The organism is Rhodococcus sp. UYP9 (genome assembly GCF_040547235.1).
GTDB lineage: Bacteria > Actinomycetota > Actinomycetes > Mycobacteriales > Mycobacteriaceae > Rhodococcoides.
Window position 1 is genome coordinate 529,894 of record NZ_JBEPPH010000001.1, and the last position, 23,590, is coordinate 553,483.

Consider the following 23,590-nt stretch of genomic DNA (forward strand, 5'->3'; position numbering starts at 1 on the left):
TGACCGTAAAGTAGGGAAATTAATTGAAAAGTGACATATAAAACAGTTCCATGCTCCTGCCAAGTCGGCTATAGATCTGTACATTGGCGTACGGCACCTCGCGTGCCCGAGCACTGGTCGTACCCCACCCCCCCGGGGCGATCAGGAAGGTGGCGGGGGACGCCCCCCCTGCTCCCCGCCACCGAGCTCCATAACGGAAGCCAGATTGCAGCATCCCGATCCGATGAGGCTGCAGACCGCTCGCCGCTCCCCGATACTGTGTCACCGTGGATTCACACGGTCATGGTCATGGGCACGGACATAGCAACACACCCGCACCGCTCGGACCCGTCGCTGCACGGATAGTGGTGGGGCTTCTCGTCGCGATCGGACTATGTGTGATCGGCGGTGCAATTGCACTGTGGCCGAGCCAGCAGCACGTCGACGTACCGCTCCCGTTCAATACCTCCGGCGGTCGCGCGGTCCAAAGCGAAGCGGGCACGATTGTGTCGCAAGACATCGGGCCCTGCGGCAGCGCCTCTTCCGGACGTGTCTTCACCGGTAATCCGACGCCACCTGCGAGCGCAGGATACGACTGCCAACGCAGCATCGTCACGATCGACTCGGGACCGAATGCAGGCACGCGGACCCTGATCGAAGTCGTACCGGGCCCCGGTCAACCGGACCTTCGCACCGGTGAGAGCATTCGGCTGGTCCGGCAGACCGATCCCACCGGAACCACCCAGTATTCGTTCAACGACTACGCCCGCGGACTGCCACTCGCAGTCATCGTCGGTGTATTCGCTGTCGTCATCTGCATCGTTGCGAGGTGGCGTGGCTTTCGTGCGCTGCTGGGATTGATCGTGGCGTTCGGCGTGCTCGTCGGATTCATGCTTCCTGCACTTCTCGACGGCGCACCTGCGATTCCCGTCGCCTTGGTCTCCGGTGCTGTCATTCTGTACGGCGTTCTCTACCTTGCGCACGGCGTCAATCTGCGGACGAGTTCTGCCCTCCTCGGAACTCTCATGTCGATGGCGTTGGCGGCTGTGTTGTCCTATGTTGCGATTCGGATGACCCATCTGACGGGGCTGTCGGAGGAACAGAACACCGACGTTCAGGCCTACATCCAACAAGTCAGCATCACCGGACTGCTCCTTGCGGGGTTCATCATCGGGTCGCTCGGCGTCCTCAACGACGTGACGATCACCCAGGCGTCGACTGCATTCGAGATCGCCTCGGCGGACGCAACGACGACGCGACGGCAGATCTTCTCCTCCGCGATGCGCGTGGGGCGTGACCATATCGCCAGCACCGTCTACACCCTGGTGCTGGCGTATGCCGGTGGGGCGCTTCCACTTCTGCTGCTGTTCAGCGTCACCGGCCGCTCCATCCAGGATGTTCTGACCGGTGACGCCGTGGCCATCGAGATCGTCCGCTCTTCGGTCGGCGGTATCGCGCTGGCGCTGTCCGTTCCGCTGACCACTGCCATCGCGGCTATGCTCGCCCGGCCGGGAGGACCGCCGGAGCCTTCGGAGACGCCTGTGAAGAAGGCAGGCAGGCACTCTCGCTAGGAGAGCCGAAGAGTCATGCGAAGGCTGCCGCGACGCTCTCCGACAACAGATCACCGTGGTGCGTGCTGAGCCCGTTACGCAAGCCTGCGTCCGCCTCGCATGCCTCTTCCCAACCTTTGTCGGCGAGCGCGCAGACGTAGGGCAGTGTCGCGTTGGTCAACGCGTACGTCGACGTCCGTGGGACAGCGCCCGGCATGTTCGCGACGCAGTAGAACACCGACTCGTGCACCCGGTACGTCGGGTCGGCGTGCGTAGTGGGAACCGAGTTCTCGAAGCAGCCACCCTGGTCGATGGCGATGTCGACGAGCACCGAACCGTGCTTCATACGCTGAACGAGACTGTCGGAGACCAACATCGGCGCCCTTGCGCCGGGTACCAGTACCGCCCCGATCACCATGTCGGCGGCAAGAACGGCCTGTTCGAGCTCGAAGGCGCTGGACGCGACCGTCTTGACGCTGCCGTGATACAGATCGTCGATGGCACGCAGCGCCTTCACATCGAGGTCCAGCACCGTGACGTCGGCGTGCATGCCGTGGGCGATGGCGACGGCGTTCCTTCCCGACACGCCTGCACCGATGACGACGACGTTCGCCGGACGCACCCCGGGCACTCCCCCCATGAGAACGCCGCGGCCGCCACCGCTGGCCATCAAATGATAGGCACCTGCCTGCGGTGCCAGCCGGCCGGCAACCTCACTCATCGGCGCCAGCAGTGGGAGTGATCCGTTCGGAGCAGTGACGGTCTCGTAGGCGATTGCGGTGGTGCCCGATCCGAGCAAGGCGTCGGTGCAGGGCTTCGACGCGGCCAAATGCAGAAAGGTGAACAAGACCTGATCACGCCGGAGCAGTGCGTACTCCTCGGCGATCGGCTCCTTGACTTTGAGCAATAGGTCGGCCGCGTCCCACACCTTCGCGGCCTCGGCGAAGATTTGCGCGCCTGCCGCTTTGAAGTCGGTGTCGCAGAACGACGACCCGACGCCTGCTTCGGATTCGACGATGACTTCGTGTCCGTGCGAGACCAATTCGTGTACGCCCGCTGGGGTGATGGCCACCCGGTACTCGTTGTTCTTGATCTCGCGAGGAATTCCGATCTTCATGGCGGCCTCCTGAATAATGATTCGACGGATTGCCACAATTGTGAATTATAAAGAGAAAGGGGGCCAACAGATGTGAACATAATTCTGTAGATTGGCCAGATGGGATCTGATAATTCAGCTCGTGGCGCGCAAGTGGGGCGTGAGCCGAACGATGTTCGGTACACGGCAGATGCTCGAAAGACGCCACTCGACGACATCGACCACATCCTCATCGACGTTCTTCGGCACAACGCCCGCACACCCAACAATGCACTTGCTGCGGCAGCGGGTATCGCACCATCGACCGCGCTGGGACGGGTGCGTTCCCTCGTCGAGCGCGGAGTGATTCGCGGGTTCCATGCCGAAATCGATCCCGAAGCCCTCGGGCAGGGCATCCAGGCCATGATCTCGGTCCGCCTGCAGGCGGATGCCCGGCGAAAGATCAACGAATTCGGTGAGCAGATCGCGGCGCTCGAGGAAACGCTGAACATCTATTTCATCGCGGGCGCGGACGACTTTCTGATCCACATATCTACGGTGGACACCGCTGCACTACGCAACTTCGTCGTGGACAACCTCAGTGCCCATCCAGCCGTCGCCGCTACCGAGACGATTCTGATATTCGAGCACATTCGCTCGCGGAATCCGGTCGCCTGAGACCTGGATCAGGGAGCGGGCGGGAAGAGCGGCGGCAAGGTAGGCAGCGTGAAGTCCGGCAGGCCGGGGATCAGCGGCGGTGGAGGAGGAGGCGGCGGCGGTGCGACCTCCGGCTCGGAAGATTGCTCGGTCGTTCGATCCTCGGTCACTTGCTGGCGCGTCGGTTCGACAATCTCGGTTTCGGGTTCGACGACCGGGGCTTCGGGGATGGTCCCCACAGGCGGCGGCGGGGGCGGAGCGGGAATCACCGGAGGTGCTGCCGGAGGGGAAGGCGTTCCTGCCACGCTCGACGTGGCCGGCGGCTGCGTCACCGCGGTCTCGACGACAGCGGCCGTGTTCGGACGCGTCACGACGAATCCCGATACTGCGATCACCGCTGCAGCAGCAACTCCGAATACGGACCACGCCCGAATTCGACGCCTTCTGAGCACGTCTTCGTCTTCACCGTCGTCTTCTTCGTAGTCCGCGTCCAGCCAGTAGACCTTTTCGAGCGCGAAGTGTTTCGGGGCGGGCGAAGACGACTCGACTTCCCTCGCGTCCGGCACAGGAGCAACGGCAGGTGCGGCCACGGTAGGAGCCACGGGCGGGGCTTTCGGCGGGTAGAACGGCCGCGCACCCGTGTCTGCAGCAGGTAAATTTTTCCGCGAGTTCGCTGCGCCGGGAATCGTTTCGACAGGACGAGGCGCAACGAATCCGGCCGCGGGTACAGGTACAGGTTCCGGCCGGAACGGCGCTGCTGGAGTGGGGCGCGCCGGCATCGTCCGGGGCGGCACATTCTGCGGGTACTCCGCCGGCCGTGCCGAGAGTGCTGCGCCACGGGCCGAGACAGTTTCCGGCTCGTTCGGAGTGATCGCCGGCAAATGCAGAGATGGGCCGACGCGTTCACGAACGAGCGGGATGCGCGACCCACCACCGATGAGAACGACGGCGTCGATCGGAACGTTTGCATCGATGAGAACACTGCGCGCGAACTCGATGGCCTGATCGATGTGGTCGGCGATCAATGCCTCGAAGTTGTCCCGCGAGAGCAGGATCATGCCGCTTTCGTCGGGCAGGCAGACCGCGTCGTTGCTCGACAGCCGTTCCTTGGCCACACGGCACCGACGCTCGAACAGGTCCATGTCGGCAGCATCGCTCGGCTTGCCGAGGCGTGCGAGCTGATTGTCACGAAGGAATTCGTCGATGAGATCTCCGCTGAACGCACTGGAGCGTTGCGTGACGACGACTCGACGGGCCGCCAGGTTCACGACGCTGACGTTCAGACCCGAACTTCCCAGGTCGAACAATGCGACGGTCGAGAATCCCGCCGCTTCACCACTGACGACGAGGTATTCGAGGACTGCCTCGACCTCGGGCACGAGGCGGTAGTTCTGTAGGTGCTGATTCTCCAGAGCGCGGTGCAGTGTGTCTGCCTGATGTGCGTCCCGGTACGCGACGCCGGTGGTCATCGATGGCTCGGACTCGGCGGCCAGCGCGCTGATCGACTCGGCGGCCAGGTACTCGACGTGATCGTCGACCGTGTCGATGACTTGATTGTGGAAGAACAACTGCTGAGGGGCTTCGAGCAAACGGGTCGACGAGACGCGAGCATTGGCCGTCCCGTTGCGTGGCTGAGCCATACGCACGGCGTGGGCGCCCATGGACACCCCCAACAACACAGTCATCTCTCTTGCCTCGCTTCGCGGTAGACGGTCGGACTCCGATACTCGCCCGAGGGGCCACGCTACCGGGTGTGTGGCCGAAGTGCGGCGCGGCCCCGTCAGCTCCGAGGTCAGTTCACATCCGAATCGTTTTCGACGACATAGCCGTCCTCGTAGTAGAAACCGTCCTCGGTGTATTCGACGTTGCCGGTATCCGGATCGGCGCCTGGTTCGACGGGGTCGAAGGTGTCCACCGGCTCTGGAACGGGCTCCGACTCGGGCATCGGGATCGGCTCCGGCAGCGCAGGCGCACTCTCGGTGACCGAGGAATTTCCGGCAGGGATCGAGCCGGGATCGATTCCGATCCCGGGCGGCGGGGCGGTATTGCCTCGTACCGCGACGATTGCCCAGACCAGCAGAACCACTGTGGCTACTGCCCCCAACCAGGCGGCGTCTCGCACCGACCACTGCATACGACGGGGACTTTGCGACGCGGGGACCGATGCCGGTGGGGTCTTGATCGGCCCCGACCAGTTCGGGGCTGCCCAGTTCTGGGCCGTCCCCGCAGGGACCGTCCACTCAGGGGGCGCGTCCACAGGCGCTGGCAGTACCGGGGCGAGCGCCACCGGGACCGTCTGCATCGGCGCTGTCTCCATCGCCGCCTGGGCCGTTTCCGCGTCCGACGTCCTCAGCTCCTGCGTCGCGGCTTCCGCCTCGGCCGGCTCGGAAACCACAGCCGACTCAGGAACTACAACCGACTCGGGAACTACAGCGGGCGGCGTGCTCGCGTGATGCTCCGCCAGCAGCGTCGCGAGAGTCATCGTGGGAGCGATCGGTGCAGCCTCCAGCGCTGCTCCTTCCGCGATGACCGACATCGGTGAATCCGGAACTACGACGTCGACGACCCATCTACGTTCGACGAGTGACCGCACGATCGGCATGTGCGAGCCACCACCGATGAGCAACACCGCATCCGGAGTCGACGGGACCGCCCACGCGAGTGCCTGAAGGATCAGCGGGGCTGCGGCGTCGTCGAAATCGTTGCGAGTGATCAACACCGGCCCGTTGTTCGGCGCGCGGACACCCGCGGCCGTGCTGAGCATCTCTTTGAGGTCGCGGAAGAAGACGCGGTATTCGCGTTCACCTTCCACGCCTTCCGCGGGGGGAAGGATATTCTTGGCCATGACGATCTTCTCGACTACCCCGTCGAGTGCGTCACCCGACAGAGTCGGAGTGCGTCGACTTCGGGTGACATCGCCTGCTGCTACGTCCAACGTGAGCGCGGTCGTACCGTTCGTTCCGAGGTCGAGCACCAGTAATGCCCGCGCCGTCGCGAGCCTCTCGATCGAGCGCGCGTAGGCGAGCACCGCCGAACCCTCGTCGACCATTCGAATGGTGGAGTTTTCACTACTGTCGAGCGAGTCCAAGAGCGAGGCCACTACGTCCGAATCGCGTCCGGTGAGTACCACATCGTCGAACGGTCCGCAGTCGGCAAGCTTGCCGTTGAGGAGCCAATGGGCTCCTTCGGCGTCTATCGAATCCTCGATGCGGCGCCCGTCTCTCAGGTAAGAGATCCGGACGGCACTCGGCTCCACGGCTATGCCGCAGACTCCACTCACCGGCACTGAGTTCCTTCATTTATTGGGCCCGACGAAGCCCTCACTGTACTTCTTCACCCCACCTACCTCGGGCGCATACGGGCAGGGCAAGTCCCCATACAGCGGTGATGCTCATCTCGATTGAAATCCGAATCCAAGGGAAACCCGCTGGTAGGTAACCAATCCAAGAGCAGCCGAACAATTCGAGCCGACGCTTCAAAACAATCTACTATATTGTTTGGGAAGGTCTGGGGAGACAGCTGGGTTGCAAACATGGACGTGTTGCAAACCCACAGTCAGTACGAGGCCGTCCGGTCTCGGAAAGTTGCGAGATTCAGTGGAGGTTCGTATGGAGACGCTCGATGCTGCAGATGTGACCAGGATTCGAGAAGTTCTGGACAAATTCGGGAAGCTTCCACTACCAGCGTCGGGCATCGAGGACTCGGCCGATCTCTACGACAGCGGCCTCACCTCGCATGCCAGCGTCAACGTCATGATCGCTCTCGAGGACGAGTTCGATATCGAATTCCCCGATGCCATGCTGCAGAAGGCCACGTTCGCCAGCATCGAGTCCATCGCCACAGCCGTCGCACAGCTCACGGACTGAGGGCTATGACCACCGCTTACCGGGACGCCCTCGACATCTCGAACATGTCCGAGGTACTGACCACAGTGCGTTCGTTCGCCGATGAGGTCGATCGCGATGCCCGATTCCCGACCGAGTCCATGGAGGCGATTCGCCAAGCCGGTCTCCTCGAGGCAGGCATTCCCGTGCACTTCGGTGGCGGCGGTCTTTCCCTTACTCAACTCGCGCATATCGCACGGTCACTGGGCGCAGAATGCGCCTCTTCGGCCATGATCTTCGTGATGCATCAGTCCCAGGTACTGAGCATCGTCCGGCACGGGAAGTCCGACGCCATGGAATCGTTGCTGCGTCGGTTCGTTGTCGAACGTCCGCTGGTGGCCTCGGCGACCACTGAAATCAACATCGGTGGCGACGTGCGAACCAGCGGGTGCGCGGTCGAATACGACGGCGATCGGATCGCCTTGTCGAAAACTGCTCCGGTGATCTCCTATGGCGAATACGCACAGTTCGTCCTCGCGACGGCTCGCCGCTCGGTGGACAGTCCCCCGAGCGATCAGGTGTTGGTCGTCTGCGAGAAGCCGGACGTCGTGCTCGAACGCACCGGCGACTGGGACACCCTCGGGTTCCGTGGAACGTGCAGCCCCGGATTCCAACTCGAGGCAACTGCCACGACGTCGAGCATTCTGGGTGACAGCTACGGCGATATCTCCGCGCAGACGATGCTGCCTGCCGCGCATGTGCTCTGGAGTGCCGCGTGGCTTGGCATCGCTGATGCGGCAGTCGCCAAGGCGCGCAGGTCCGTTCGCAAGGCTGCCAGTCGCACGCCGGGAGTCACTCCGCCGAGCGCACTTCGGCTCGCCGAGCTTTATGTCGTGCACGAGCAGCTCGTCGACGCGGTATTCGGCGCGGCAGCAAAGTACGAGGCCATCGCGGACTCCCCCGGAGATCTCGGTGCTATCGGTTTCGCGGTGCGAATCAACAACCTCAAGGTGACTGCGTCCTCACTCGTCATCGACATCGTCGGCAAAGCGTTGCAGATCTGCGGCATTTCCGGCTACCGACAGGACTCCGATATGAGCATCGGTCGTCACCTGCGGGACGCGCACGGCTCCGCCATCATGGTCAGCAACGAGCGCATTCTCGGGCACAACTCCCAACTTGCGCTCGTCTACAAAGGTAACTGAATGACTGCACACGCGAACCCCACCGAGATTTCCGAACTCGATTCTGCGCGAGCACGATTCCGCGAGGAACTCGTTGCCGCCGAACTCCTCGTACCCAGCTCGGTGGAGGGTCTCTACGGCCGCTCGGGTGAATTCGAGGACATCATCGACAGAATCGACGAGGTCGTCGATGCCGCGGGACGATCCGAGCACGGCTTCTCGGCTCCGCGATTCCGCTTCCCGCCGGTTTTCCCGCGGGAAGCATTCGAGCGCACCGATTACATCGCCTCGTTTCCCAACCTGACCGGCGCCATCAACACCTTCGACGGTGACAACAAGGCCCATGCCTCGTTGCTCGCGGACCGCGCCGAAGGCAAGGACTGGGATCACCACCTCGAGTCCGCAGGCACCATGCTCGTTTCGGCCGCATGCCACCCTTCGTACTCGATGATGACGGGCGTACTTCCGGAAGACGGCCGGTTGCTCGATATCTACGGCTACTGCTTCCGGCACGAGCCGGCGGTGGATCCCGCACGGATGCAAGCATTTCGGATGCACGAGTACGTTCGCGTCGGCACTCCGGACGAGGCCGTCGCACACCGCGAACGCTGGGTGGTGCGAGGCATGGAGGTGCTTGCCGATCTCGGCCTCGAAGCCGAAGCCGTCATCGCCAACGACCCGTTCTTCGGACGCGCAGGCCGCATGCTGGCCGCGAACCAGCGCAACGAGAACCTCAAGACCGAACTGGTCGTCAAACTTTACGGAGATCTCGACGACGGCACCGCGGTGGTCTCGTGCAATTGCCACCGTGACCATTTCGGTCACACGTTCGGAATTTCCACGGTCGACGGCGAACCCGCACACAGCGCGTGCGTCGGCTTCGGTATGGAGCGCATCGCACTGGCGATGTTGCGCACCCACGGCCTCGACAGTCGAAAGTGGCCCGCTTCCATTTCCCGCTGAACGAACGACAACCAACAACGAGGGGATCGTCCTGTGAGCACCCGAAGTACGGCAGAGCGGAACACGGACACCTCTCATGTCGACGTGAATCCGCATACTGCCGGCGGAAAGTACTCGACGTGGTTCGGCCCCGAATCGGAAAGCTTGTTCGGAACCGTGCACGTACCCGCGGGCGGGCGCGCACGGGGCGGTGTAATCCTGTGTCCGCCATTGGGCAAGGAGCAGGTCGACTCCTACCGCGGCTTGACTCTGCTTGCGCAGAAGCTGTGCGATTCGGGTCTGCTCGTACTTCGGTTCGACTACTTCGGCACCGGAGATTCCGCCGGCGATCAGGACTCGGCAGACATCGTCGCGAAGTGGACCCGCAGCATCGTCACTGCCGCCGGGTTCGTGCGCTCGAGCGGGGTCGACGCGGTGGCGCTCGTCGGGTTGCGTGCCGGTGCGTTACTGAGCGCTGCGGCGTTCTCGCAGGTCGGTCCATTGACCGCAGTTGCCCTCTGGGACCCGGTCGTTCGCGGTCGGTCCTATTTGCGCGAGCAGCGTGCCCTGTATTCGGTCAGTGTCACCCAGGACTCCGAGGAGGATGCTCGGGTGTCGATGATCGGTGCCGTGCTGCACCCGGATGTGACCTCGGACCTCGCGGCTCTCGATATCTCCAAGCTCGAATCGATCGAGTGCCCGGTCCTTGTCGCCACCCGCCCGGAACGTGCTGATGCCAAGCCGATTCGGACCCTGGTGGAGAAGCAGAACGCCGAAGAGCACACGTTGTCCGATCACGAACTGTTTCTCGAACCTTCGGATTTCGAGGTGGTGCTGCCCACCGCGGACATCACCCATCTGGCTCGTTGGCTCTCGGATCGTTTCGACGGCAACGAAGCACCGGTGTCGGTGACACTGCGTGATCATGCCGAGTTCGGTAGCGGCGAAAGTACCGTGGTCGAGACGACGCAATCTCTCGGGCCGAACGCCCTGTTCGCCATCAGGACCACCTCCCCGTCGTGCGCGGCGGGCGGACCGACCCTCGTTCTCTACCCGACCGCGAACGAACACCGAGTCGGACCTGTTCGTCTGTGGGTCGAGATGGCCCGTTACCTTGCTGCCCAGGGTGTTTCGGTTCTCCGATTCGATCGCCGCGGCACCGGCGAAAGCGGGCTGGTGTCGGACGACGAGATCACCGAGCTCTACAGCGAAGAAGGCAACGAGGATGCACTGACGGCAGTGCAGCAATCAGGAGCCGGACCGCGCAACGTCGTGGTGTCCGGGATGTGCTCGGGTTCTTGGTACTCCAGCTTTGCAGCAGCCGAACTGGGCGTGAATTCCGCGGTCCTGTTGAACAGCCTCGACTGGACGACCAAACGGCTCGAGTTCGTCAAGCGTTCCTCGATGGTGCACGAGGACAAAGGCTTTGTCGCGTCCGCATTGGATCGCCTGCACCATGTCGGCGTCCGCGTGAAGAACAGCCTGCAGCCCTCGATGCCGTATCGCATGTGGTTGTGGCTCGGGTTACGCGGTCTCATCCAGGTTCCGGAGATTTCTCTACGCAGGTTGGAGTCGAAGAACGTGCGAACCACTGTCCTTCTGTCTCCGACGGACACTGCATGGTTCGTGGACAACCGCGGCCCGGAGGGAATGCGACGGCTGCGTCAGCAGTCCGACACCCGATCCGGTTCGACGACGGTCAAGTCCTTCGAGGTCGGCGATCACTCGCTGTACAGCCGCGATCTGCGGGAGACGGTTCGCCGAGAGCTCGTCGACGCGGTGAACGAGGCCTTCGACATGGAGATCGGCTTGCCTGCGCCCCCTGTACCCGTGCGGTGGCGGCCTCTGTGAAACACCGCGCCCCGAAGATCGCACCACCGCGACACCACAATCTCGAGCGGCTCGAGTGGTATCCACTCGAGCCGGTTCGTTGGGACATGGGCCTCATGTCTCACACGATGCCGATTCAGCAGGTCAGCCAGGCCCAGATCTCTTATCGACCCGAGACACCAGGCGACCCGCAGGTACCCGACGACGCCGCGGACGGGAAAAGTTCCGACCGCAACCTGGCACTGAACTCTCTGGCCTTGATGCTGTCCACCGTCATCACCGGCGGCCTCGGGTTGCTGTTCTGGGCTGCAGCCGGCCGGTTGTACCCGGTGGCCGAGGTCGGCAGCGCCTCCGCGGTGATCACCTCGGCCGTCATGCTCTCGACATTGTCCAACCTGAGCCTCGGGTCGATGTACGAGCGGTTTCTGCCCGATTCCGGCCGACTGGCACGGTCTTTCGTCGTGCGCGGTTACCTGACGATCACTGCGTTCGCGTTCGTCCTCGGGTGCGTGTTTCTGCTCTTCGCGCCGGTCGACAAGATGTTCACCAGCACCGCCGAAATCGTCACTTTCCCACTGTTCGTTGCGGTACTCGCGGTGTTCGCGCTGCAAGATCAGACGTCGTCCGGGCTCGGAGTCGCACGCTGGGCTGCAGCGAAGAACGTCTTTCATGCCGTCGTGAAATTCGGTCTGCTTCTTGCTTTGTTCGCGACGGCCCGGAGCACGTCGATCATCGCGGCGTGGGCCATCCCAGCGGTCATCGCGTCGGTGGTCGTTCTTCGCCACATCCTGCGGGCGCTGCGAACCGAGCCGCGATATCAGTTGGAGCCCAATCTTCCGCCGCGTCGAGAGCTGTGGTCGTACTTCGGATCCGCCTACGGCATCACCGCACTCGGTTCACTCGCTCCGCTGCTGATCCCGATGATCGTAGTGGCCACGTTGGGCACCGAGAGCAACGCGTATTTCTCGTTGACCTGGTCGATAGTCAGTGCCCTGTACATCCTGATCAGTGTCCTCGTGGGTCCGTTCGTCGCGGAGGTCGCCGCACATCCGGATCAGTTCTCGCGATTGACCAAACGTTTCATGACGATGGTCGCCGTCGTGGCGCTGGGGGGTTCGTTCTTTCTCGCGTTCATTGCACCGTTCGGGTTGGGGATCGTGGGGGCGGAGTACCGCGAGAACGGCACGATCATCGTCCAACTTGCCGCGTTCACCATTCCGCTCTCGGTCGTGGGATCGCTCTACGACGGCCTTGCGCGTGTCCAACGAAAAATGCGACTGGCTGTCGTGGTGCAGGTGATCGCGACGTCGATCATCATCATCGGTTCGCTGAGCCTGTCGTCCTCACTCGGCATCGCCGCTGTCGGCTGGGCATACCTGGCGGCCGAAGGATTCGGCGCACTCGTGTTGATCGTGCCGCTGATTCGATGGATCAGGCTGTTGGCGCATCGTGACGGCCCGCCTCCACCGGAGGATCCGCTCCCTCCCGCCCCGCCCGGGCCACGCCCGTACCCGACAGTCCTGGCCGAACGGCCGCAGCAGTTCGCGAACGGTGATTACGCCCGCGAGTACAGCTCCAGCGGTGCGCACCACATCGATTCCAGGCCTCGTATCTTCGACCCTGGCCGTATCCACGCCCCCTACCGTCGGCCGGCACCGGAGAGGGGTGCGCCGTGAGCCGAAACGCGATCACGTACAAGGCAACTGCAATGGATATGTTGCGGTCGGATTCTCGGCTCATCGGCGGACTCGGGCCCGCAGATTTCGGTGGCATCGAACGTGTCCGAGCGCGCCTTCGCAAACTGGCCTCGGCGGGCCCTGCCGCTCGACTGGGTCTGCGTGTCACGCCGTCGACGCGGCAGTGGGCGTACGAACCCGACGCAGTCTGCGCCGAGGTGGAATCCGCGCCGCCGATCACGGCAGCGGGTATCGCCGGTGCCCTCGTCGAACTCTCCTCGACGGCGTCGGCGGAAGTCCCGTTGCGCGGCCGCCTTGCCGGTGAGTACCTCCTTCTGGATCTGTCGCATGGATTGAGCGATGCGTTGTTGCCGGTGGAGCTATACGCCTATCTGGCCGATCCTTCCGAGGATCCCCCACTCCCTGCCTGGGCGACGGCACCCGTTGTGAAAAGCCCTCTGCCACGGGCGTTCAGCAGTTGGGCGGTTCGTAATCCGCGCAAGGTCGGCGCTGTTCTGTCCGGACGGCTACGTGCCTCACGCTCTGCTTCGACGGCGACCACAGCAGAGAACACTGCGGTCCCGAGACGCAACCCGTGGACTCGATCACCCGCGATGGCAACGGCGACGTCACGGGCAGGCGCTCCGACGGCACTTCGCTGCTGGCGTGATCACAACGCCCCCGACCTGTCGGTGGCGTCGATGCTATGCGGTGCCGTCGCGAATGCAATTGCTGCACAGGGCATTTCCGTCGCACAGTCACTGACCTTCCTGTTCGATTGCAGACGCTATCTCCCAACGAGCGATCTGGTGCTGGGGAATTTTGCGGTCGGGATCGACTTTCACGGGCTCGATCCCGCATCCCCACGTGCGGTCCACGGCGCCGTCGCCCACGCGATCGAGAATGGACGTCCGCTCGCGGCAGGGACATTGAGTGCGCTGTCGTATCTGCGGACCGGCGCGGCGTTACCTGCCACCGCGGTCGACAGCGCGCCGGTGAACGCCGACGCACGGCTTACGTTCTCCGACATCGGGCGGATACGGCAGTTGGACGGTATCGCATGGACCGCGGATCCTGAGAACAGCCAGTTCTATCCGCTCAGTGAACCTGCGCTGCCCGACTCGGTGGTGATCACGTCCATGCACGTCCGCGATACTTTCCAGGTGTCGGCGTCGTTCCACGGCAATGTCTTCGACGTCGAGACCGTCCAGTCCGCCTTGGACGTAGCATTGTCCGATCCCATCGCTATGTTCAGCGGCCAGGAGTGACCACCATGAGTACTCAGCTTCGACAAGCCCGCGCAGCGCTGCAGGGCAAGCCGACGACGGGCCCCGACGCATCGTTGTGGGCCAGGATCGGCTACTGGGCGGGCATGGCGGTACTGCAGATTCTTCTCGTGGAGTTCGTCGTTGCCGCGTCCTGGCGCGGGCTCTACAGCTACCGCACCAATTTCGTCAGTGAGCTCGGTGTCGCGTTCTGCGGGCCGACCGGCAATTGGCCGTGCAGCTCGCTGTACCCATTGATGAACGTGTCCATTGCACTGTTCGGTCTTTGTCTTGTCGTCGCCGCGACGGCGTGGATGGTCATCGGTGTCGTCGACGTTCGCGGCGGTATTCTCCTGTGCGCGGCCGGGTTCGGCGGCATTGTTGCCGGGGTCGTGAACCAGGGCCTGAACTACGGCGTGCACTCGTTCGGCGCGACCGTCTTCTTCGTCGTGGGAAGCCTTGGACTGATCGTCGCCGGTGGTCACCGCTCACTGCGCCGCACGATCGGCATCATCGTGACGACTCTCGGCGGGATCGGACTCACCGCGACGTTGTTGTACATCGGCGGTCACAGTGTCGGAATAGGGATCGGCGCCGTCGAGCGAATCGTCGTCTATTCCATCCTTGCCGGAACAGTGATATTGGCGGTAGCGCATCGCGCGACGGCTCGGCGCATGAAGATCGTGGCCTCCGCTGCCACCTCGAATCCCCTCGAAAATCGATGACGCAGCAGGTAGACCCGAAAACCGTCGAGGTTTCCCGGCTCCCATCATCGGGTTCGACTCCGCCGCCGAAGAAGAAGCTCTGGCCTCGGCTGCTGAGCGCTGCGGTAGTTGCGGCGACGGTGGCAGTGTCGGGCACGGTCGCGTATCGAGAGTTGTGGGTGCAACCGAGCGGGGACAAGGAAGAATCCGACGCCAGCGGAAACGGCAGCGAGTTCACCGTCTACGACGAGTTCGACGCCGCTCGTGGTAGCGCTCTCGACTCGAGCAAATGGAGTTACGACACCGGCCGAACCGGGTGGGGAAACAACGAGAAGCAGGACTACACCGACTCGACGGACAACTCGGCTCAGGACGGATCGGGCAACCTCGACATCTCCGCACTGGACGCTGCCGGCGGATACACCTCGGCGCGGGTGACGACGAAGGACAAATTCGAGTTCACCTATGGCCGCGTCGAAGCTCGCATAAAAATGCCTGCGGGCCAAGGACTCCATCCGGCGTTCTGGCTTCTGGGCACCGACATCGATTCCGTCGGGTGGCCGATCTCGGGCGAAATCGACGTGATCGAGACCCTCAATGCCGCCGACAACTATCACTCCGGTATCCATGCCCCGGAGGCCGACAGCCTGAACAGTCAGAAGTCGGGCACCTCGGGAATTCCGATCGAACCGCTGTCCGAGGACTTTCACACCTACTGGGTCGAACGGTCGCCGGACAAGGTCGTCACAGGCATGGACGAGACCGTTCTCTCCACGATCACACCCGCCGATCTGACCGGCGGTGACGAATACTGGGTGTTCGACAAGCCGTTCTATCTCCTGTTCAACGTTGCGGTCGCAGGAGACTGGCCGGGACCGACCACTGCACAGACGAAGTTCCCGGCCACGATGTCCATCGACTGGGTTCGTTACCGAACCGACTGAAGCTCTTCGGCACCACCCTGGCCGTATCGAAAGGATCTCCCCTCGTGTTGAACCCCGCACTCGAAAGATTGCAGTCACCGGAATGGGACGGCGCACTCTGGATCGGCGACGTCGACATCGAGCACGAGATGCCCGAGTCCCTGTCCCTGTCGGACGCGGAGGGCTATTCACGTGCACGGCTTCTCGTTCGGCACGGCATGGACCCGATGGGCTTCGTCGAACTTCCGATCCTGGACGGCTGTGTCTCGGTCGACACTCTCATCGAGCGCGTGCGCACACTCGACGTCGTAGATCCCGGGGAATCTCCCGCCGCCGTCTCGGCTCCGCACCCGCTCATGCCTGCTGTCTCCGTGGTGATCTGCACTCGCGATCGGATCGATCATCTGCGCGGGGCGTTGGCCTCGGTGCTGGCGGTGGACTACCCGGACTTCGAGGTCGTCGTCGTCGACAATGCATCGCCGACGAACGCCACCGTCGATTACGTTCGATTGCTGGCAGATCCACGGGTTCGTGTCGTGTCCGAGCCCATCGCAGGGTTGTCCCGTGCACGAAATACCGGTCTGCGTGCCGCCCGGCACCCTATCGTGGCGTTCACCGACGACGACGTGGCCGTCGACTCGTTGTGGCTTCGGAGCATTGCCCGCGGATTCCGACGCGGCGATCGGGTGACGTGCGTATCGGGGATCGTCCCGAGCGGGGAGATCCGAACTCATGCGCAGGCCTACTTCGATCGACGCGTCGGCTGGGCCAGTTCGGTGACGCCTCGGATCTACGACCTCGCCCATCCTCCAGCGGACGTTCCACTGTTCCCGTTCCAGGTCGGTATGTACGGCACGGGCGCGAATTTCGCCGTCTCCCGCGACCGCATGTTCGATCTCGGTGGATTCGACGAAGCGTTGGGCGTCGGGTCCCCGACCAATGGTGGTGAGGACCTCGACATGTTCTTCCGCGTGCTCATGGCAGGGGACCAATTGGTCTACGAGCCTGCGTCGATCGTGTGGCATCGTCATCGCGCCGATTCGGACGCGCTTGCGGTCCAGGCTCGCGGGTACGGGCTCGGGCTGGGGGCATGGTTGACGACGGTAGCGACGGATCGACGGGCCGCGACTCTCGCGGCACGCGTCGCGGTGCGAAGGCTCGGTAGCGCCGTCCGGCTGTCGGTGAAGATGAGCAAAGTCGCCTCTCCCCCGGACGATCTCGCCGCGGATCTGCCGGACGGAATCGGCCGGATGGAACTGCTGTCCATCGCCAAAGGTCCGGGTGCATTGCGTCGGAGCCGACGTGAGGGCCGCGTCCGTACACCGTTGTCGGCGGTGAGCCGTGTCCCTGTCCTCGACTGATATCCGCGACGTCGCCCATCGACCGTCGACGTCGCCGCGCCCTGGCATCCGATTCGCCGACGTAGCAGTTCTTGCCGCCGTCGCGGCGTTGGTGGCGATGGCACCGCTGCCCGCCCCGATTCGTGCTGCTCTTCTCGCGGTGACCGTGTTCACCGGGCCGGGATCGGCGATTCTGACCTGGATCTACATTCCACCGCGGGCTCGACTTGCCGCCGTTCCCATCCTGAGTCTCGCGTCCTTCGTTCTCGTCACGACGGCAGCCATGTGGGGTTATCAGTGGTCACCGCGTTGGATCACCGCGATCGTGGCGTTGGCGCAGCTCGGATCCTCGGCACTCTGGTATCGCAGGCACAGTGAATGGCCTGAGGTGCAGGGGTGGCGAGAGTGGGCTCGGCAGGCCTTCTCGCGTCAGTCGATACGCGGACGCGTACAGCGTGCCGCCGAGATCGTGTGGGATCGAGAATTCCTCCGTCACAATGTCGCCGGCCTCTTGCTGGCGCTGGCCGTCGTGCTGTGGCTGCCCGCCCTGCCAGGGCTCGAGAGCGCCGGCTATTCACAGTTCGGGCTTCTGTCCGCAGGCACCGGTCCCATCCTGGTCATCTGTATGGCCCTGGTGGTCGTCGCTTTTCTGACGGCGGTTCGTCGTCATCAGTTGCGTATCGCTGTTGCTGCTATCGGCGTAGCCATTCTCGTGCAGCGCGTGACGGTCACGCTCGTGACCGATGCGCCGGTGTACGAGTGGACGTACAAGCACGTCGCAGTCACCGAATACATTCTGGCGTTCGGGGCGTTGCCGCCCAATGGAATCGACATCTACTCACAGTGGCCCAGTTTTTTCGTGGTCACTGCGTGGTTCGGTCAGGTCAGCAACTTCGGAATCCTCTCCCTCGCGCACGTCTTCGCACCGATGATTCACGTCCTCACTGCGGTGTTCGTCTATTCGCTCGCCCGGGTTCTGAAGCTCCGGCGACGCGTCGCGGTCACCGCGGCGATGATCGCGGAATTGGTGAACTGGGTCGGACAGGACTACTACGCCCCGCAGGCACTCGGTTTCGTTCTCGCCGTGGGTTTCATGGTGTTGCTGCTCGCTTCGATGCAACTGCGGGTTGCGGGGTTCCTGGCCATCATCCCGTTCGCGGCGCTGGTACCCACGCACCAACTGACCCCGTATTGGCTGTTCGCAGTCACCGGAGTTCTGCTCGTCACTCGGCGAGCCAAGCCGTGGTGGCTCATGTTTCCGCTGGCGATCATTCTTCTGGGTTATCTCTATCCCCGGTTGTCCATCGTCGCCCCGTACGGGCTGCTGTCCGGTTTCGATCCGGTGGAGAACGCAGCGAGCAACGTTCAGGCGCCGGGAATCCTGGGCAAGCAGGTGACCTCCCTGGTGTGTCGGGCCTTGTCGGCGGGTGTCTTTGCGCTGGCGATGGCATCGATCGTGTACGCCTGGCGGACCAAAAAGACGTTCTGGGCGCCGATGGTCATGGCCTTCGGCTCGATCGCTCTGCTCGCCGGGCAGAGCTACGGCGGCGAAGCGATCTTCCGGGTGTACCTGTACGCCATTCCCGGCTGTGCGTTGCTGGTCGCCCCGATGCTGCTCGCCGCCCTCGACATGGAGCCGTCGGCGGCCCGTTCCACCCTGGGCAGAGTGGGCACCCGCGCCGCGATGGCAGCTGCAGTTCTGGGGACCGTCGGCGCAGCGACCTTCGGGTTGCAGGGTTACTTCGGTTTGTGGCCGCTGATCATCGAGAATCGTGCGCAGGTCGACCAAACGCGGGACCTGGTCGCGCAAGCGCCCGTAGGTTCGACGTTCACCCTGCTCTATCCCGCCGGCTACCCGATCAGGTCGACGGCAAAGTACGTAGCGCAGGCCGAGGCGAACGAGTTGTTCGACGCGCCCCTGAACTATTACGGCCCCGAATACATGCTCGAGTTCCCGACGGCCGAGCAACTCGAAGCCTTCGACTGGGATGCGTCGCAGCGCGACACGCCGTCGTACGTGATTTTGACCCGTCAGTCGCTCGAGTCGATGAAGTATTACGGATTCATGCAGGAGGGTGCTGCGGAGACGTTCGAGCGTTGGTTGAGATCGAATCCTGCCTGGTCGTTACGGTCACAGGACGCTGACACCCTCGTATTCGAGCGACCAGTGGATTAAACATTCAATTGGTATGAGCAACGTCTCACAAACAGCACCGCGGATTGTTTACGCGCAGCTTGACAATCACAAAGCATCTTTTAAGGTATAAGCAGGTCGAAAACAGGATGTCGCGTTCGAAAAACCGAACGCGTACTTGTCCAGTCTGTGGGATCCGCCGGGGGTCGCGCCGCAGATGTTCCAAGCCTAAGTCGGTCACCGCACTAATACCTGTTTGGAATGGCAATGAACTCCATGAACCCGCGCATCAGCATCGTCATCCCCACTCTCAACGAGGCTGCCAATCTGAGGCACGTTCTGCCGCTGCTTTCGCATGATTACGAACTCGTGTTGGTCGACGGCGGTTCCGTCGACGGGACCATCGACGCCGCTCGTGAGATTCGCGGAGACATCCGCATCATCAAGCAGACCCGCAAGGGCAAGGGCAACGCTCTCGCCTGCGGGTTCGAAGCCGCAACCGGCGACATCATCGTGATGTTCGACGCCGACGGCTCTGCCAACGCGGACGAGATCCCACGATTCGTCGACGCGCTCCTCGCCGGTGCCGATTTCGCGAAGGGCAGCCGCTTCACCGCGGGCGGCGGAAGCCACGACATCACTCCCCTGCGTCGCGCCGGTAACGGTGGCTTGCACCTGGTTGCGAACACGCTTTTCGGGACCAAATTCTCCGATTTGTGCTACGGCTACAACGCATTCTGGCGCGATCTGGTTCCGGTGCTGGACCTGCCGGCACTCGAGCAGGAGCACGCCGAGGGCGAGATGCTCTGGGGCGATGGCTTCGAGATCGAGACCATCATCAATTGCCGTTTCGCCGAGGCAGACGTTCGTATTCAGGAAGTGCCGAGCATCGAGCTGGCTCGGATCTACGGCCAGTCCAACCTCCGCACGTTCTCCGATGGCTTCCGCGTTCTCCGCACGCTGTTCACCGAACGTCTGCGTGCACGTCGGCTCGCCAAGGAGTCCATCCCACGTCCGGGCCGCAGCACCAACGATGCGCGTACCGACATGGACCTGGAATTCGAAGCGTTCGAGGTCTTCGACGAATTGAATTCGATTCCACTGCACAAGAAATCGGCGTGAGCAAGCTCACCTCGTCGGTCGTCGTCTGCGCCTACACGCTCGATCGCTGGGACGACCTCAGGGCGGCAGTCGATGCCGTGTTGGGCCAGTCCACGGCTGCGAAGGAACTACTGGTCGTCATCGACCACAACGAGCGGTTGTTCGAGCGTGCACGGGCAGAGTTTCTGCCGCGTAGTTCGGCCGTGAACGTTGTCGAGAACTCGCATCCGCGTGGCTTGTCCGGGGCCCGCAACACCTCGTTGGACCTCGCGTCAGGTGACATCGTGGTGTTCCTCGACGACGACGCCGCACCACGCTCGACCGAATGGATTGCATCGATTTCGGCGCATTACGCGGACCCCACCGTCTACGCGGTAGGAGGGTCCGCGCACCCGGTCTGGCCCAGTTCTCGTCCCGCTTTCCTACCGACCGCGGTCGCGGGAGAACCGGGTGAACTGGATTGGATCGTGGGCTGTACCTACCGTGGCCAGCCCACGACCACCTCGACGGTTCGTAACTTGATGGGCGCCAACATGTCTTTCCGTCGCGCACCGATCGTGGAGCTGGGCGGATTCATCTCCGGCATCGGCCGCATCGGGCGTATTCCGCTGGGCTGCGAAGAGACCGAACTGTGCATCAGGCTTCGTCAGACGCACCCCGAAGCGCAGATCCTCTTCGACCCGTCGATCGCCGTCGACCACAACGTCAGCGCCGACCGGACGCGGCCCCGGTATCTTCTCTCGCGGAGCTACGCCGAGGGGGTCTCCAAAGCTGCCATCGCTCGTCTCATCGGCCCAGGGGACGCCCTGTCTTCCGAGCGTTCGTACACGGCCAAAATTCTGCCACGCGCAGTCGGACGCGAAACCGCTGCGGCGGCACAGGGAAACCCGGCCCGCTTGTGGGGCGCGCTCGCTGTCGTCGCCAGCCTCGGCGCAGCCGGATTCGGTTATGCACGTGGACGATTGAGCCGTACCTCCGGTTAGCGTATCTGCGTTCGCTTCACCGAATTGAGCGCACGCACATGCCCTGCCGGTTTCGGTCCACCGCCGGTCAGGGTCACCGTTCTACTCGCCCCTGCAGCGAGGTGGAACCACGAGTCACTGGTGTCGAATCCGCCGACGTCGATGCATACGTACTGAGCGGCCGAGTTCGTCGACACGGTCAGCGACCACCGACCCGAATCCACTGGTTCGACGCACGCGGACAGACCCACATCGTTCTGTCGAACTTGTGTCTCACCGATGAGATGAGTTGCCTCGGCGACTCGAACGCCTGCGAGGTCGACCAACTCCGCCACCACCGAAGAGTACGTCTGGGTCCCGAATCGATACGCGTGGTTGACGTCGGCGAACGTTCCGATGACCCGGTCGAGAGCAAGCATCTTCGAACTGTGTCCCGCGAGTTCGATCGGCTGTTCATAGGGCTCGCCGATTCGGCCCATCGCGCCGTGCAGTGACACCCGAAGAATTCCCTGCAGCGGCTCCGGTGTGTCGTCGACCATCTCGATGCTCAGACCGTCGAGACCGTCGTCGACGAGGAACACCGCGATCGGGCTGCTGATACGCGCCAGGCTGTACCACGGAGCCTTCGGGTCTCCTGCGGAGTCCCGTAGCCCCCAACCGGCTCCCGGGACCAGGTCGCGAAGAGTCAGTACCAATGCGCCGCCGCACTCGGATTCGGTTCTGCGCCAATGCGAATAGGATGCAGTAACGGCTTCACACACGGCGGCGCGGCCGTAATCGAGATAGAGTTCGGCATCGGTTCGACGGACGAGGTGGGGGTCGACCGCGAAGATGGCTCGAACGTAATGATCTCGGACATCCTCGAAGTCCCAGGACGATCCGCGGTCGCGTGGCACCGCGGACTTCCACTCGGGATGATGACCGGAAACATTGGCGGAGCCGAACATTCGATCCACCGCTCGCCGCTCCGGCGGGATCGAGAACGCCAGGCATTCGGCAGCGAAACGTACACGCGCCGTGCGCACGTCGGCGATCGGCCGCAGATAGCCTCCGATACCGAAGTAGTGCGCAATCCCGTCACCGACGTGGGTGTGCAGTTCACCGGACGTCGACGACGGACTGGAAGTGACACAGGCGGTGCCGGCGAGACAGTTCTCGAGGATCTCGGGAATCACACTGTCCAGCAGAGGGATCTGTTGATCGGCAGCAGTGATTCCCAGCATCGTGGGCTGCTGCTGCGTCTCACTGCCACCACTGACGACGGCCAACGCCGGGTTACCTCCGATACTCGCGAACAGTGCTTCGAGTTCGCGTTCGAGGACCTCGACGAACTCAGGGTCCTGCGGCGGATCGGTGGTGGCGAGCATGACATCCTGCCATACCATGATGCCCAATTCGCCGCAGAGGGACCAGAATTGACGTTGCTCGTACACCAGCGTGCCGACGATGCGGATCGTGTTCAGTCCCGCGTCACGCATACGCAGCAGTTCCGCGCGCATGACTTCTTCCTCGACCCACAGGCGTGTCGGATCGAGAGGAGTCCAACAACCTCCGCGAGCGAAAACCCGAACACCGTTGACGCTCAGGTCCACCGACCGCCCATGCCGAATCAACTCGGTTCGGCGAAAGCCGACCATTGCACTGTGCACACGATCTTCGTCGAGAGTGACGGACACGGGATATCGGACCGGCTCACCGTGCGTGTGCGGCCACCAGAGGCGGGCATCCGGGATGGTCACGGACACATCGAAATCCGAGGAGTCGACGGCGTAGGAGAACCGCCGATCGCCGACGTCGACGGTGACAGTCGACACCGTCTCGTCGAGATCTGCACGGACTCGCAGCACCCCGTCCGTCCCCTCGACCGTGGTGTGGAGCCGACAGTGTCGCGCACGCGATCGTGGCCGTAGCGTCACCGGACGCCACAAGCCGATCGGGGCAGGAACCGGTCCGTACACGGGGGCGCGGCCGAGCAGGGTGGTGCGTTCGTGCCGCAGGCCCTGCTTGTCCACCAGCGAGGATCGCCAGCGTCCTCGTGGTCTTCTACTGCCGAGGACGACGTCCATCGACTCGACACGCACCGCTATCTCGACGACGGAGATACCGGCCGGGATGTCGAGGGTCGTCGGTACGAACATGGATCGAACCTGGGCAGCCTCCGCGCCGTCGACCCAGATCGTTGCCCTCGTTGCGATGCCCTCGAACGTCAGCGTCGTAGCGATATCGCTGGGCACGGACACCGAGGTGGTGAACCACCAGTCGAACGCGTCGAGATCCGGCCGGTCCACCACCGAGGCGACGGTGCCCGGCACGAGGGCAACGCACCGCTCGGCGTCCGCACCGAGCTCACCAGGATGCAGACACGATCCCGGTTCCGTTGCAGTCAGCTGCCACTCGGCGCCGTCCAGAAAGTTCTCGAGATCGCTGCTCACCTAAGTTATCTT

General features: G+C 63.3%; 18 protein-coding genes. 14 read left to right on the plus strand and 4 right to left on the minus strand.

The window, feature by feature from the left end:
- Positions 1-266 precede the first annotated feature (266 nt).
- Complete coding sequence (locus ABIB36_RS02495) at positions 267-1,550, plus strand: YibE/F family protein (RefSeq protein ID WP_354559032.1); 1,284 nt, start codon at positions 267-269, stop codon at positions 1,548-1,550.
- 13 nt (positions 1,551-1,563) lie between these two features.
- Here the strand turns inward: ABIB36_RS02495 and ald are convergent, their stop codons facing one another.
- Positions 1,564-2,646, minus strand: coding sequence for an alanine dehydrogenase (gene ald, locus ABIB36_RS02500; RefSeq protein WP_084347186.1), 1,083 nt, complete (start codon positions 2,644-2,646; stop codon positions 1,564-1,566).
- Positions 2,647-2,745: 99 nt separating this feature from the next.
- Here ald and ABIB36_RS02505 point away from each other — a divergent pair, with 99 nt between their 5' ends.
- Entirely contained in the window at positions 2,746-3,282 is a 537-nt protein-coding gene (locus tag ABIB36_RS02505; protein WP_354559033.1) for an Lrp/AsnC family transcriptional regulator, read from the plus strand.
- A gap of 8 nt (positions 3,283-3,290) precedes the next feature.
- Here the strand turns inward: ABIB36_RS02505 and ABIB36_RS02510 are convergent, their stop codons facing one another.
- Together ABIB36_RS02510 and ABIB36_RS02515 are read right to left on the minus strand one after the other, a co-directional pair.
- Positions 3,291-4,946, minus strand: a complete 1,656-nt coding sequence (locus ABIB36_RS02510; RefSeq protein WP_084347184.1) for a DUF7159 family protein — start codon at positions 4,944-4,946, stop codon at positions 3,291-3,293.
- 107 nt (positions 4,947-5,053) lie between these two features.
- Positions 5,054-6,541 carry a hypothetical protein gene (locus tag ABIB36_RS02515; protein ID WP_354559034.1) on the minus strand — a complete coding sequence of 496 codons (1,488 nt, stop codon included), beginning with the start codon at positions 6,539-6,541 and terminating at the stop codon, positions 5,054-5,056.
- Between the two features lie 328 nt (positions 6,542-6,869).
- On the opposite strand from ABIB36_RS02515, the gene ABIB36_RS02520 reads away from it, so the two are divergent.
- The 12 genes from ABIB36_RS02520 to ABIB36_RS02575 all read left to right on the plus strand — a co-directional run bounded on the left by ABIB36_RS02520 (position 6,870) and on the right by ABIB36_RS02575 (position 21,167).
- Positions 6,870-7,127, plus strand: coding sequence for an acyl carrier protein (locus ABIB36_RS02520; protein WP_084347248.1), 258 nt, complete (start codon positions 6,870-6,872; stop codon positions 7,125-7,127).
- 5 nt (positions 7,128-7,132) lie between these two features.
- Entirely contained in the window at positions 7,133-8,290 is a 1,158-nt protein-coding gene (locus ABIB36_RS02525) for an acyl-CoA dehydrogenase family protein (protein WP_354559035.1), read from the plus strand.
- Positions 8,291-9,232, plus strand: a complete 942-nt coding sequence (locus ABIB36_RS02530; protein WP_084347181.1) for an amino acid--[acyl-carrier-protein] ligase — start codon at positions 8,291-8,293, stop codon at positions 9,230-9,232.
- A 33-nt stretch (positions 9,233-9,265) separates the two neighbouring features.
- Positions 9,266-11,062, plus strand: a complete 1,797-nt coding sequence (locus ABIB36_RS02535) for an alpha/beta fold hydrolase (RefSeq protein ID WP_354559036.1) — start codon at positions 9,266-9,268, stop codon at positions 11,060-11,062.
- Positions 11,059-12,717 carry a lipopolysaccharide biosynthesis protein gene (locus tag ABIB36_RS02540; RefSeq protein WP_084347247.1) on the plus strand — a complete coding sequence of 553 codons (1,659 nt, stop codon included), beginning with the start codon at positions 11,059-11,061 and terminating at the stop codon, positions 12,715-12,717. The genes ABIB36_RS02535 and ABIB36_RS02540 overlap by 4 nt, the downstream gene beginning before the upstream one ends.
- Positions 12,714-13,985, plus strand: a complete 1,272-nt coding sequence (locus ABIB36_RS02545) for a hypothetical protein (RefSeq protein WP_354559037.1) — start codon at positions 12,714-12,716, stop codon at positions 13,983-13,985. Before ABIB36_RS02540 ends, ABIB36_RS02545 begins: the two co-directional genes overlap by 4 nt.
- Positions 13,986-13,990: 5 nt before the next feature.
- Positions 13,991-14,707, plus strand: a complete 717-nt coding sequence (locus ABIB36_RS02550; RefSeq protein ID WP_143542139.1) for a hypothetical protein — start codon at positions 13,991-13,993, stop codon at positions 14,705-14,707.
- Positions 14,704-15,630, plus strand: a complete 927-nt coding sequence (locus tag ABIB36_RS02555; RefSeq protein WP_084347177.1) for a glycoside hydrolase family 16 protein — start codon at positions 14,704-14,706, stop codon at positions 15,628-15,630. Before ABIB36_RS02550 ends, ABIB36_RS02555 begins: the two co-directional genes overlap by 4 nt.
- Before the next feature lie 44 nt (positions 15,631-15,674).
- Complete coding sequence (locus ABIB36_RS02560; protein ID WP_256895650.1) at positions 15,675-16,970, plus strand: glycosyltransferase; 1,296 nt, start codon at positions 15,675-15,677, stop codon at positions 16,968-16,970.
- Positions 16,951-19,125 carry a hypothetical protein gene (locus tag ABIB36_RS02565; RefSeq protein WP_354559038.1) on the plus strand — a complete coding sequence of 725 codons (2,175 nt, stop codon included), beginning with the start codon at positions 16,951-16,953 and terminating at the stop codon, positions 19,123-19,125. Before ABIB36_RS02560 ends, ABIB36_RS02565 begins: the two co-directional genes overlap by 20 nt.
- A gap of 225 nt (positions 19,126-19,350) precedes the next feature.
- Positions 19,351-20,205 (plus strand): glycosyltransferase family 2 protein, encoded by an 855-nt coding sequence (locus tag ABIB36_RS02570; protein WP_354559039.1) that lies wholly within the window; start codon positions 19,351-19,353, stop codon positions 20,203-20,205.
- Positions 20,202-21,167 carry a glycosyltransferase family 2 protein gene (locus ABIB36_RS02575; protein ID WP_354559040.1) on the plus strand — a complete coding sequence of 322 codons (966 nt, stop codon included), beginning with the start codon at positions 20,202-20,204 and terminating at the stop codon, positions 21,165-21,167. Before ABIB36_RS02570 ends, ABIB36_RS02575 begins: the two co-directional genes overlap by 4 nt.
- Here the strand turns inward: ABIB36_RS02575 and ABIB36_RS02580 are convergent.
- Entirely contained in the window at positions 21,164-23,578 is a 2,415-nt protein-coding gene (locus ABIB36_RS02580; RefSeq protein ID WP_354559041.1) for a glycosyl hydrolase 2 galactose-binding domain-containing protein, read from the minus strand. The genes ABIB36_RS02575 and ABIB36_RS02580 overlap by 4 nt on opposite strands.
- Positions 23,579-23,590: the final 12 nt, after the last annotated feature.